Consider the following 12,825-nt stretch of genomic DNA (forward strand, 5'->3'; position numbering starts at 1 on the left):
CCTTAACAACCATGAAAGAGATCGCCCTGCACCTCCTTGATCTTGCAGAGAACAGTGTCAGCGCACATGCGAAGACGATACGTATTGATGTGCGCGAGGATTTCCGCACAAATCAATTGATCGCCAGCGTGGAGGATGATGGGGATGGGATGAACGATGAAATGGTCAAGCAAGTGATTGACCCGTTCACGACCAGCCGTACAGAACGCAAAGTTGGTTTGGGGATCCCACTTCTCAAAGAAAGCGCTGAAGCATGCCAGGGTGGGTTGAAGATCACCTCGGCTCCGGGCGCAGGGACGAAGGTAGAAGCGATCTTTCAACACTCACACATCGATCGCATGCCGCTTGGCGATCTACCGTCCACTTTTTTGACATTGACGCTGGCGCATCCTGAAATTCATTGGGTCTTTACGTACACGTTCAATCCGCCGTACAAAGGCTCGATCCGTTCTTATGAATTCGATGACCAGCCTATCAAGGAAACACTGGGCGAACTGCCCATGACACATCCAGAAGTGATCTCATATCTTCGTTGTTCATTGGAAGATGGGATCGCCGAAGCTCGCAAGTAATGTTCTCAAATAGGAGATCGTATGCCAAACGTAAAATCACTCGAAGACCTGAAAAAAATCCGTGATGAAGCCATCAAGAAACGTGACATCAAAACCCCAGGCGCACGTGTACAGATCGTAGTCGGCATGGGCACGCCAGGCATTGCCGCAGGCGCCCGCGACACGCTCAAGGAATTTTTGAATCTCATCGAAACCAAAGGGCTGACCGATATCGTCGTGCGGCAGACAGGCAACTTTGGGCTAGACTCGATGGAGCCCGTGGTCAAGGTCAAAGTGGGGGACGAGGCTGAAGTCACGTATGGCAAGGTCACGCCATTTGTTGCAGATCAGATCATGGACGAACATATTTTGGGTGGCAAGGTCGTTACAGCCAACCTCATTCCTGCAGAGGTCAAATGAAATTTTTCCGTTCTCATGTTTTAGTATCCGTTGACCCTGAGTGTGTTGCACAAGGCGCACATCAGATCGTTGACGCTTTGAACGACGAACTTGTAGCACAGGGACTCATCGATGAGATCCAGGTGCTCGAAACATCCCGTTTGGGCGACCCAAATCGCTTTGGGCCTGACTTGGTCGTGTACCCCGAAAATGTGCATTATGCCAACCTGACAGTGGACGATGTCCCCTTCCTGGTTGAAGAACATTTTCTCAAGGGACGCATCATCGAGAAGTTCCGCGCCAAAGAAACAGTCGTCACGGATGATGAACTTGGCGCTCCTAAGTCAAAGGAAGTTCGCATCGTTCTGCGCAACTGCGGCAAGATCGATCCGCATAACATCGAAGAATATATCGCTGAAGATGGCTATCAAGCTCTCGCGAACGCGTTGACCGCTTCCACACCTGAAAAAGTCATTGACGAAATGATGCGCTCAGGTCTGCGTGGACGTGGTGGCGCTGGCTTCCCTGCCGCTCGCAAATGGCAACTCTGCCGACAAGTCCCCGATAATCCAAAATACTTAACCTGCAACGCCGATGAAGGCGATCCAGGTGCGTTCATGAACCGCCGTGTGCTCGAAAGCGACCCACACTCCGTGGTCGAAGGCATGATTATTGCCGCGTATGCTATCGGCGCCAGCATGGGATACATCTACTGCCGTGCGGAATATCCGATCGCAGTCGCAAACCTCAATATCGCTATTGAACAGGCGCGTGAGTTTGGTTTCCTTGGCAATAATATCTTCGGCTCAGACTTCTCCTTCGATCTCGAAGTTCGTATGGGAGCGGGAGCATTCGTCTGTGGTGAAGAGACAGCATTGATCGCCTCCATCGAAGGCAAACGCGGCGAACCTCGACCTCGCCCGCCATTCCCTGCAGTCAAGGGTGTGTGGGGCAAGCCGACCAATAACAACAATGTGGAAACCTACGCTGTTGTCCCGCAGATCCTTCTCAATGGTGCTGAATGGTACGCCAGCATGGGCACCGAAAAAAGCAAAGGCACCAAGACCTTCGCCATCGCAGGTGATGTGGTCAACACAGGCTTGATCGAAGTTCCATTCGGTCTCAGCCTCCGCGAAGTGATCTTCGATGTAGGTGGTGGTATCAAAGACGGCAAACAATTCAAGGCCATTCAAACAGGTGGTCCGATGGGTGGCTGTCTCGTAGCAGAACACCTCGATCTGCCGCTTGATTACGAAGCGCTTACCGCCGCTGGCTCGATGATGGGCTCAGGTGGTCTCATTATCATGGACGATGAAACCTGTATGGTGGACATCGCCCGCTTCTTTATGGAATTCACGCAGGAAGAATCCTGCGGTAAATGTACGCCCTGCCGTGTAGGCACCCGTCGCATCCTCGATATTCTCGAAAAGATCTGCGAAGGTAAAGGCACACTGGCTGATATTGATCGTCTCGAACTGCTCTGCGAAGAAGTAATGAAGAACTCGCTCTGCGGTCTCGGTCAAGGCGCTCCCAATCCTGTTGTCAGCACGCTCAAACATTTTAGAGAAGAATATATTGCGCATGTCGTTGAAAAACGTTGTCCGGCAAAGGTCTGTAAGGCACTGATCAGTTATAAGATCGAGCCAGCTTGTACCGGTTGTATGGTCTGTGCTCGCAACTGCCCAGTGGAAGCCATCGCAGGGGAACGCCGACAACTTCACGTTATTGACGACAAGACCTGTATCCGCTGTGGTATTTGTGTACAGGTTTGTAACTTCAACGCAGTATCGGTCTTATCGTAGAGGCATCATGATCAACTTAACCATTAACGGAAAACAAATCGAAGTCGAAGAAGGCACAACGGTCTTGAATGCCGCACGTCAGAATGACATCAAGATCCCGACCCTGTGCGATCATCCCAACCTCACACCGTATGGCGGATGCCGCTTGTGCGTGGTTGAAGTCAAGGGTATGCGTGTGCCGATCGCATCCTGCACACTCCCTGCCTCGAATGGCATGGTCATCGAAACCGAAACCGACTCGCTCAAGAAATCACGCAGCACCATTCTTTCATTGCTCTTCAGCGAACGTAATCACTTCTGTCCGTTCTGCCAGGTCAGCGGTGGCGATTGCGAACTGCAAAATTCAGCGTATGACGAGCACATGACTCACTGGCCCATGCAACCGCAGTGGACGAACTTCCCTGTGGACACGAGCCATACCCGTTTCATCCTCGATAACAATCGTTGTATCCTCTGCCGCCGTTGCATCCGTGCCTGCGCTGAGATGTCTGGTAACTTTACGCTCGGTGTTGAAGAGCGTGGTTCTGCCACCATCGTTGTTGCCGATAGCAATGTGCCACTCGGCGAAAGCACCTGTGTCTCCTGCGGTTCGTGTGTGCAAGTCTGCCCCACGGGCGCACTCATTGATCGTTCCAGTGCTTATCTCGGTCACGACAAACAAATGACCGTTACTCGTTCTGTCTGCCGTGGTTGCTCGCTTGGATGTGGCATCATGGTCCACACCCGCGACAATCGCATCGTCAAGATCACAGGCGATTATGAAAACCGAAACGCTGGGACTCTATGCGAGACGGGTCGCTACAAAACATTGGATGAAAAACGAGTTCGCCTCACGACTCCCATGAAGCGGGTTGCCGGACAATTAACTGCTACTACCTGGGAAGATGCTCTAACTACTCTCGCCCAAAACTTGACCCCGAACAAAAACAAGGTCGCCGCTTTGGCCTCCACTCGCTTGACTGTTGAATCGATGGCGGCATTCAAATCCCTGTTCGCAGATGGACTTGGTAATGATGTGGTCACCTCCATCGAAGAGGGACGTCCTACCGCCTTGCAAGCCAAATATGCCGAAGCGAATGGTGAAGCCATCGAAGGCAAGCTTGATACACTGCGCACTTCCGATTGTGTATTGCTCATCGGTGCTGATCTCTCTGAAACACATGAAGTTGCCAGCTTCTACATCAAACGCAACATGCCGAAGGGTACACGTCTCATCGTGGTTGACCCCAGTGAAAACGGCATGGACGATCTCGCCAACCTCAACCTCAAGCCGAAGGCTGGAACAGATGAAGCTGTATTCGCTGCACTCGAAGCCGCCATCATCAAGGAAGGTTTGGCTCGTACAGAAGCGAAGTCAAGCAAGACCGCTTTGAAGAACGCGCTCAAAATCTGTGAACTTGCAGAAGAAGATGTTATCGACGTCGCTCATATGTTGGCAGAAGCGGTTGCTCCTGTCATTGTATACGGCAAAGGCATCTCCGCTTTCGGTAATGACGCTGTCATGGACGCGATGGTGCGGGTGGCAAAGCTGACAGGTGCGAGTGACTCTGAGCGCAGAGGCCTACTCTCGGTCAAGGGTGAAGCGAATAGTCTCGCCGCCGCGCAGTTGAAGATGGATGTCCCATTCGATGTCAAGAATCGCAAAGTTGCATATCTCGCTGTTGGTGATGATTACATCTCAAAGCGATTGCTCAAGTCATTGGAAGATGTCCCGTATCTGGTCGTACAAGCCAGCTACGAATCGGAATTGACCGACCGCGCTGATCTTGTTCTGCCTGTGAACATTTGGGCAGAAGAAGCAGGCCATGCGTTGAACACCGAAGGTCGTGTGCAATTCGCCGAAGCGGCACTGACTGCCCCCGAAGGCGTACGCTCGAACTTGGGGCTGTTGAATGAAGTTGCAAAATTGTTGAATGTGAAGTTGAACGATGATTGGCGCTCAGCGCTGACCGCTCGCACGAGCGTCGTTGAGATCGAGATGTAGTAACGAATTTAATCGTTATAAGGAGCCGAAATGACAAAACCGAAGATTTCATCAGATTGGATGGCTGGCTGTTCAGGTTGCCACATGTCTTTATTGGATATTGACGAACGCCTGCTGGAAATTGCCGAACTCGCAGACATCCGTGCGACGCCGATCACCGATTTGAAAGAACCAGATGAAAGCGGTGTAGATGTGGGCATTCTCGAAGGCGGTGTCAACAACTCATCGAACGAAGAAGTGGCGCATCGCATGCGTGCACGTTCCAAGATATTGGTTGCCTTTGGTGATTGTGCTGTGTTCGGCGGTGTGCCTGCCCTGCGTAACATGTGCGGGACTCAAGAAGCGCTCCAACGTGCATATGTGGACATTGAAAGCAATGAAGCGAACAGCAAAATCCCCAGTGACCCCGAACTTGCCACGATGAGCAACGTGCGTGCCTTGCACGAAGTTGTTGACGTTGACCTGCACGTCCCTGGTTGCCCGCCCGACCCTGATGTGATTTATTACGTATTGAAAGAACTCGCCGAAGGACGTATGCCTGAAATGAAGGACGAAAACCTTCACTGGCACTAGGAGCAAACATGACTCAGAAAATTACGATCGAACCCGTTACCCGTATTGAAGGACACGCCAAGGTCACCATCCATATGAAGGATGATGGCTCCGTGGAACATGCGTATTTACATATCAACGAATTCCGTGGCTTTGAAAAATTCTGTGAAGGACGCCCCTACTTTGAAATGCCAATGATCACGCCGCGCATTTGTGGGATTTGTCCCGTCAGCCATCACCTCGCTGGCGCCAAAGCCGCTGATGCCGTGCAGGGAAGTCCCGCTCCTCGACCTGCCAACCTTCTGCGTGAACTCATGCACATGGGACAGGTCATTCAAAGCAATGGGATGCACTTCTTCGAATTGTCAGGTCCTGACCTGTTGCTTGGTTTCGATGCCGACCCTGCGCTTCGCAACGTGATCGGGCTTGCCCATGCGGCACCTGAGATCGCACTCAAAGCTGTTGGCTTGCGCCGCTTCGGTCAGGAGATCATCCGCACCCTCGGCGGACGTCGCATCCACCCGAACTTTGCTGTCGCAGGTGGTGTCAACAAGGCACTGCAACCCAGCGAACGTGAATCCATCCGTGCAGGCATTGAAGCGAATCTCGAAACCGCCAAGATGGGCGTCAGCATCATGAAGGATTGGGCCCAACGCAACATGGAGGACATCAACAAGTTCGCCGTGTTGAAGAGCGGTTACATGAGCATCGTCAACGAAGACGACAGCCTCAATCTCTATGATGGAAACATCCGCCTTGTAGATCGCACAGGCAAACAACTTGAAAAATTCCCAGGCAGTGATTATCTCGATTACATTGCCGAGCATGTTGAGAACTGGTCATATCTCAAATTCCCCTATTACAAAAAGATGGGCTTCCCCGAAGGCGTCTATCGTGTCGGTCCGTTGGGACGCATGAACGCAGTCAAGAACATCAGTACACCCATTGCAGGTGAAGAACACAAACTGTTCAAGGCGCTCAACAATGGTGACCCCGTCGGTCAGACCCTTTACTTCCACTATGCCCGCATGATCGAAGTCATCTTCTGTATCGAACGTGTTGCTCAATTGCTGGATGACCCCGATATCATGAGCACCGATATCCTCAACACGAAGAAGGATTATCAAGGCGAAGGCGTTGGCATCCTCGAAGCACCTCGTGGCACGCTCATTCATCACTATCAAGCCGATGAAACAGGCAAGCTCACCAAGGTCAATCTCATCGTTGCCACAGGCCACAACAACTGGGCAATGACCGAAGCAGTTGATAGCGTCGCCAAGACCTACATCGTTGGTGGCGAAGTCAAAGAAGGCATGCTCAATCGTGTCGAAGCCGCTGTCCGTGCGCATGACCCGTGCTTGTCCTGCTCCACACATGCCGTTGGTCAGATGCCGATCCAAATTGAAATGATCGATCCAGAAGGACAGGTTGTAAAAACAATCTCAAGAGATTAATTAGTAGGGGCGGGGTTTCCCCGCCCTTTTTCTTATCAATATCACAAGGCGAGACTTAACAGCCTTGCCCTTATGTACGAGGTAATTTATGAAAACACTCTTTATCGGATACGGAAACCCAGATCGGCAGGATGATGGCGTAGCGTGGCACATCCTTGCAGGGATCGCGAATCAACTTGGGCTGGAAACATCAGACTCATGGGAAGATCCGCTTCCTTCCACCCCTGAAGTTGAATTCTCTTTCAATTTGCAGTTGACTCCCGAACTGGCCCAAGACCTGACCGCCTACGATAGAGTGTGTTTTGTAGATGCACACACCGGCAAGATCCCCGAGAATGTGCAAATGGTGGATGTCACCCCCGAATACCAAACGTCACCGTTTACCCATCACCTCGCTCCTGAAATGCTCCTCTCGATGTGCGAGTCCCTCTATCACTACGTCCCTGAAGCGATATTGATCTCTGTGCGTGGTTACCAGTTTGGCTTTGAAGTGGAATTGTCGCCGTTTACTCGATCATTAGTTGACGAGGCGGTCTATCGTTCGATGGGATGGCTCAAGAAAGAACGTGAATTGGCTTACGCGTAAGTTACTTTCATATTGAAAATAAAGAGCGCACAGAGAGTCTCATCATCTGTGCGCTCTTCGCCTTAATAAACTATTTTTTACTTCATCAACTCCGCGCCGTTCGATGCGTGAGAGATATAAATTTCAGGGCGGAGTCCGTTTTCTGATTCGTAGCCTTTTGCCAAGGCTTGTGCAAAACTCTTTACACTATCCTTCGCTACCAGATTCGCTGTGCATCCACCAAAGCCCGCACCCGTGAGCCGTGCACCATAACATCCCTCCAATGTTTGCGCGACATTCACCATCACGTTCAACTCAGGACATGAAACTTCATACAGATCTCGCAAACTGACATGGCACTCGTTCATCAATTTGCCGAAACTCTGGACATCGCCCGCCTCTAACAACGCTTCAGCCTGGTTCGACCTCCCAATCTCTTCCACCACGTGACGTGCTCTCTTCTCTACTTCTTCAGGAAGTTTCCCTGCGAGCCGATTAAATTCCTCAACACGGACATCTCTCAGTGACTTGATGCCTGGCAGGTCTTCTTTCAATAATCGAACAGCTTCTTCGCAAGCGTCGCGGCGTTTGTTGTATTCACCAGATGTCAACTTGCGGCGGACGGTGGTATCTGCGATGACGATGGATACGTTCTGCGGAAGTGATAAAGTTTTCCATTCGAGCGAACGGCAATCGAGCAGAAGTAATTTATTCTCGACGCCACATGCCGAAGCGAACTGATCCATGATGCCGCAGTTGACGCCAACATATTTATTCTCGGCTTTTTGTCCGAGCAAGGCGCGCTTCATCGGCGGAAGTGTCCAGTGGCCGAGCGTTTGCCAGACGATCATGAATGCCATTTCCACTGATGCAGATGAACTTAATCCCGATCCGCGCGGCACATCAGAGGCAAAGACCGCATTGATCGATAACGTAGACAGTTTTTCTTCCATCAATGCCCACATCACGCCTGCGGGGTAGAGCCCCCACTCGGGAAGAGGAGAACCGTCAGGTTGGGTTTTGGTTGGAACGGATTCAGCGGAGAACGAGGCTTGTTGGTCAAAGTCCACAGCTACGAGCGTGGAATGACGCGCATTGACAGGTGAGAAAGCGACATATGTAGCGCGGTCAATGGCGGCGGGCAAAACGAATCCGTCGTTGTAGTCCACATGTTCACCAAGCAGGTTGACACGCCCCGGTGCGCGTGCGATGTGTGCAGGCGCATACCCAAATTTTTCGCGATAGATGTTTGTGATGTTATCAATGATGTTCATGTCCGCCATCCGTTTCAATCATTCATTTGAATTCACTTTATAGTGTACGTCCGAAAGTGATCTTAATCGCTCTGCCGCAGACTCCGGTGTGATATCGCGTTGTGGCATGGCCAGCATTTCGTAGCCAACCATAAACTTTCGCACGGTTGCCGAGCGCAGGAGCGGAGGATAGAAATGTGCGTGCAATGTCCATTCGGGATGAGTTTGACCATCAAAGGGCGCTTGATGAAAGCCCATTGAATAGGGGAATGAGATTTCGAAGAGGTTGTCGTAGCGCGTGGTGACTTGTTTCATAACTTCTGCGAGACCGCTGACTTCGGCGGATGTGAGCTCGCTCAAGTATGAAACGTTGCGATGTGCAATGACCATTGTTTCGAAAGGCCACACCGCCCAGTAGGGGACAAGCGCCGTGAAGTGATCGTTGGTGAATAAAATGCGTTCGTTACGTTTGTGTTCTTCGGCGAGATAATCAGATAGCAACGTGCGGTTGTTTGCATTGAAATAGGCTTTTTGCCGTTCGAGTTCTTTGGCTGGTTCGTTCGGGATGAGTTCTGTTCCCCAGATCTGGCTGTGCGGATGTGGATTCGAACATCCCATCACTGCGCCTTTGTTCTCGAAGACCTGCACGTAATGGATGAAATCTTTTTTGCTGATGTCAACGGTTTGCTCTGTCCATGTGGCGAGGACTTTTTCAATGGAGGCGAGGTCCATTTCAGGAAGTGTTAGATCGTGGCGAGGTGAGAAGCAGACCACTCGACAGAGTCCTCTTTCTGAAACAGAGGCAAGTAGCGGGTGGGTTGATGCGTCCACTTCGCTTTGCTGTGGGATGATATGTTCGGGAAATTGGTCAGGCAGAAGAGCGGCGAAATCGTTGTCGAAAGCGAAGGTCGATTCGTAGTCGGGGTTTTTCAATCCGCCTGCCCGTTCGTTACGCGGACAGAGATAACAAGTTGGATCATACTGCGGAAGGTTTGCAGGTGGCGTTTTTTCCACCTGTCCCTGCCAGGGACGTTTGGCGCGGTGTGGTGAAACCAATACGGATTCGCCAGTGAGTGGATTGAAGCGCCGATGTGGAGAGTCAAACATTTCTATACCTTATGAATGGAATGTATGCATGAAAACAGGAAAACTGTACCATAAAGTTCATGAAGGGCGTAGGAATTTTTTATTGAGTTTTGTGAAAACCCCATGCTTTTATGATTGGTTGAATAAATTCATTGCTGGTAGGGCACGATTGTTAAAATCGAACAATGCTTGGTTTTCCCAGTTGTTGCCAAACTCGGGATGAAACGGATCCCAGCCATTACCCGGTACAGCTGTCCATGTGGCATCCCACCACATGACTCCCAGACCGCGTCCGTTCGGGATGGTGCGAATCACTTCCATGATATCTGCCAGCATTTTTGCTTGACCCTCAGTCGTGAAGGGATAGCCAGGTTGTTCCTCCGTGCGGACGATGTTTTCGTAGTTGTCGTTATCTTCAGCGGTGAATGCGTAGGATGTTTCAACGAGGAGGATATCCTTGTTGTAGCGGATGGCAACGTCATTTAAATTATTCTGTAGGTCGGTGAATGTCCCGTGCCAGTAAGGATAATACGATGCGCCGATCAGGTCGAATGGCACTCCCTGTTCGATGATGTTGTCGAACCACCAGCGATATAGTTCGTTGTCACCACCTCTGTCTATGTGTAACATCACTTGTATTTCGGATGAACAGTCCTTGACCGCGCGATAGCCTTCCTTGAGCAAGGCGGCAAGATTATCGAAACTCTTATCGTTTTTACCCTCAGGCCACACCATGCCGTTCGCGATCTCGTTGCCAACCTGTACCATGTCTGGCGGTGTGCCCTGTTCTTTCAAGCTGTTGCACACATCATAGGTGTGATCGTAAAGTGCTTTTTTAAGATTGTCAAAATCAAGCCCTTCCCATGAAGCGGGTTTGGGTTGTTTGCCGGGGTCTGCCCAACTATCAGAGTAATGGAAGTCGACAAGCAGTTTCATCCCAATGTTCTTGATCCGCTTTGCCATTTCTAATAGTTGTGCTTTGCCATGATACCCATCTGGTGAATTCAGCCACACACGGATGCGCATCCAGTTCATGCCGTGATCTTTCATGATCTTCAATGCATCGGCTTGTGTGCCATCTTCATAGTAGTACACACCGCCGCAGTCTTCCGATTTTTTCAGGCTGGAAATGTCCGCGCCGAGGATGCTTAACTTGTGCATTATGACATGACCTCAACCAACTTGAATGACCGCAACGCCTTTGGGTTCAAGCCCAACGGAGTTGTTTATCTTGTTGCCTGTGAGCAGATCGATTCCGCTTCTTTCTAACGGGACAGTTGCCACTTGGTCTGAATAGTTCAGAGCGAACACGAATTCTGATTTCCCATTTGTACGGCGCAGTAGTTCGACGCCAGCGGGCAAAGTTACAGATTGAACATCTGCTGTCTTGCAGGCGAGTTCAAGTACCCATTCCATGCCGTCAGGGTTGGGAAGTGTGCCGATATAGAAGGCATTGCCTTTGCCGAAGATATTTTGTGTAATGGCAGGTTTCCCTGCATAGTAATCCTGTTCAAATGCGGCGATGATCGTTTCTGCGCCGTTCAAGTTAATGACATCGCCCCAGAACGTGCATTTGAACTTCTTTCCATCCATGGTGCGGATGGAGTTGGTTTGTGTTTCAGAATACGGAGCATATTCTTCGACGGTCAACCCCAACATGTCACGGAAGGGAGCAGGGTAGCCTCCCAAGCGGATATGTTCGTTCTCGTCCACAATGCCGCTGAAGAAGGACATGACCAAATTGCCGCCGTTTTGGACATATTGATTAATATTTTTTGCGGACGCATCATTAACCAGATATAAATTCGGGGCGATGACCAATTTGTATTTTGAAAGATCCGATTCGGGATGGGCAAAGTCAACTGTGATATTACGGTCAAAGAGTGGCTTGTAGTACGAGTACAGTTGTGGAAGCAGTTTCAAGTCAACTGATGGCTTGCTATCGAGCTCGAGTGCCCACCAGTTGTTCCAATCCATGAGGATGGCAACATCCGCTTTGACCTGACTTGTAAGGATCGGGTCAAGTTTCTTTAGTTCGTTTCCCAACGTTTTGACTTCACGCCATACCCGTGTTTCTGTTCCGCCGTGTGGGACCATGCCACTGTGATGTTTCTCGGCACCCGCTTTGGATTGCCTCCATTGGAAGAACATGACACCGTTCGCGCCACGGGCAACTGCTTGATAACTTCCGAGCCGCATCACACCTGGACGTTTGACCGCATTGCGCTGCCGCCAGTTGACTTGCGATGTGGCTTGCTCCATCATGATCCATGGACGGCGCTCACCAACAGAGCGGATCAGATCACAAACCATGCCAGCTTGCGCCATCCAATCGGGGTCGAAGGTGTCGGGGTAGCTATCTTGTGAGACAACATCTTCATGTTGGGCAAATTTGAAATAGTCCACGCCTTTGTGGAAGCCCATGAAGTTCGTTGTGACGGGGATGTGAGGGGTGATCGCTTTCAGTGTGGATTTCTGCTCCTCGAAGCAGACCAGCCACGAGTCCGAAGAGAAGCGTGACCAGTCCAGTTGTTGAGTCGGGTTGATTTGAGCAGGGGAACGTTTGGGATGATGAATCTCCTCCCAATCCGTATAAATCTGACTCCAGAATGCCGTACCCCATGCAAGATTCAATTTGTCGAGCGTGCCATATTTTTCTTTGAGCCACACACGAAACGCGGCGGCGGAGTTATCGCAATAACATTCGCTGATGTGGCAACCATACTCATTATCTACGTGCCACATGGCGAGGGCGGGATGATCTTTGTACCGCTCGGCCAATTGCGCGGCGATACGAGTTGCGTACTTTCGATAATCAGGATTGTGCGGGCAATAGTGGCGGCGTGAGCCCTGCCAGAGTTTGACGCCATCGACAGTGATGGGAAGCATCTCCGGATGTTTCGTCACCATCCATGCGGGAGGGGATGCTGTGGGTGTGGCAAGGTTCACGGAGACGCCATGTGCATAAAGCAAATCAATGATTTGATCGAGCCATGCGAAATCGAAGACGCCAGGCTTGGGCTCCATTTTCGTCCACGAGAAGATACCCAGTGAAACAAGATTGACCCCCGCCTCCTTCATCAGGCGCGCATCCTCCTTCCAGATTTCGGGTGTCCATTGATCGGGGTTGTAATCACCTCCGTAGAGGATGTGAGGAAAATTCATTATGCTCCATGTTA

Annotated in this window: 11 protein-coding genes; 7 read left to right on the top strand and 4 right to left on the bottom strand. The window is 50.8% G+C overall.

Annotated elements, in window-relative coordinates; translation table 11 throughout:
• Positions 1 to 11: 11 nt before the first annotated feature.
• The 7 genes from IPP66_07700 (at position 12) to IPP66_07730 (ending at position 7,328) form a co-directional block, all read left to right on the top strand.
• Positions 12 to 572, top strand: a complete 561-nt coding sequence (locus IPP66_07700) for a sensor histidine kinase (protein ID MBK9925161.1) — start codon at positions 12 to 14, stop codon at positions 570 to 572.
• A gap of 21 nt (positions 573 to 593) precedes the next feature.
• On the top strand, positions 594 to 971 hold the full coding sequence (locus tag IPP66_07705; protein MBK9925162.1) for a (2Fe-2S) ferredoxin domain-containing protein: 378 nt from the start codon (positions 594 to 596) through the stop codon (positions 969 to 971).
• Positions 968 to 2,752: an NADH-quinone oxidoreductase subunit NuoF gene (locus tag IPP66_07710; protein ID MBK9925163.1), complete on the top strand. Its 1,785-nt coding sequence runs from the start codon at positions 968 to 970 to the stop codon at positions 2,750 to 2,752. Before IPP66_07705 ends, IPP66_07710 begins: the two co-directional genes overlap by 4 nt.
• 7 nt (positions 2,753 to 2,759) lie before the next feature.
• Positions 2,760 to 4,736, top strand: a complete 1,977-nt coding sequence (locus IPP66_07715) for a molybdopterin-dependent oxidoreductase (protein MBK9925164.1) — start codon at positions 2,760 to 2,762, stop codon at positions 4,734 to 4,736.
• Between the two features lie 30 nt (positions 4,737 to 4,766).
• Positions 4,767 to 5,309, top strand: coding sequence for an NADP oxidoreductase (locus IPP66_07720; GenBank protein MBK9925165.1), 543 nt, complete (start codon positions 4,767 to 4,769; stop codon positions 5,307 to 5,309).
• Between the two features lie 8 nt (positions 5,310 to 5,317).
• Complete coding sequence (locus tag IPP66_07725) at positions 5,318 to 6,742, top strand: Ni/Fe hydrogenase subunit alpha (GenBank protein MBK9925166.1); 1,425 nt, start codon at positions 5,318 to 5,320, stop codon at positions 6,740 to 6,742.
• An 88-nt stretch (positions 6,743 to 6,830) separates the two neighbouring features.
• Positions 6,831 to 7,328: a hydrogenase maturation protease gene (locus IPP66_07730; protein ID MBK9925167.1), complete on the top strand. Its 498-nt coding sequence runs from the start codon at positions 6,831 to 6,833 to the stop codon at positions 7,326 to 7,328.
• Positions 7,329 to 7,405: 77 nt separating this feature from the next.
• On the opposite strand, the gene galK is transcribed toward IPP66_07730, so the two are convergent.
• The 4 genes from galK to IPP66_07750 form a co-directional block, all read right to left on the bottom strand.
• Positions 7,406 to 8,581 carry a galactokinase gene (gene galK / locus IPP66_07735; protein MBK9925168.1) on the bottom strand — a complete coding sequence of 392 codons (1,176 nt, stop codon included), beginning with the start codon at positions 8,579 to 8,581 and terminating at the stop codon, positions 7,406 to 7,408.
• A gap of 18 nt (positions 8,582 to 8,599) precedes the next feature.
• Positions 8,600 to 9,667 carry a UDP-glucose--hexose-1-phosphate uridylyltransferase gene (locus tag IPP66_07740; GenBank protein ID MBK9925169.1) on the bottom strand — a complete coding sequence of 356 codons (1,068 nt, stop codon included), beginning with the start codon at positions 9,665 to 9,667 and terminating at the stop codon, positions 8,600 to 8,602.
• A 108-nt stretch (positions 9,668 to 9,775) separates the two neighbouring features.
• Positions 9,776 to 10,807, bottom strand: coding sequence for a glycosyl hydrolase 53 family protein (locus IPP66_07745; GenBank protein ID MBK9925170.1), 1,032 nt, complete (start codon positions 10,805 to 10,807; stop codon positions 9,776 to 9,778).
• 12 nt (positions 10,808 to 10,819) lie between these two features.
• Complete coding sequence (locus IPP66_07750) at positions 10,820 to 12,811, bottom strand: beta-galactosidase (protein ID MBK9925171.1); 1,992 nt, start codon at positions 12,809 to 12,811, stop codon at positions 10,820 to 10,822.
• Positions 12,812 to 12,825 lie beyond the last annotated feature (14 nt).

Origin of the sequence: Candidatus Defluviilinea proxima, assembly GCA_016721115.1 — a bacterium.
GTDB classification, from domain to species: Bacteria; Chloroflexota; Anaerolineae; order Anaerolineales; family Villigracilaceae; genus Defluviilinea; species Defluviilinea proxima.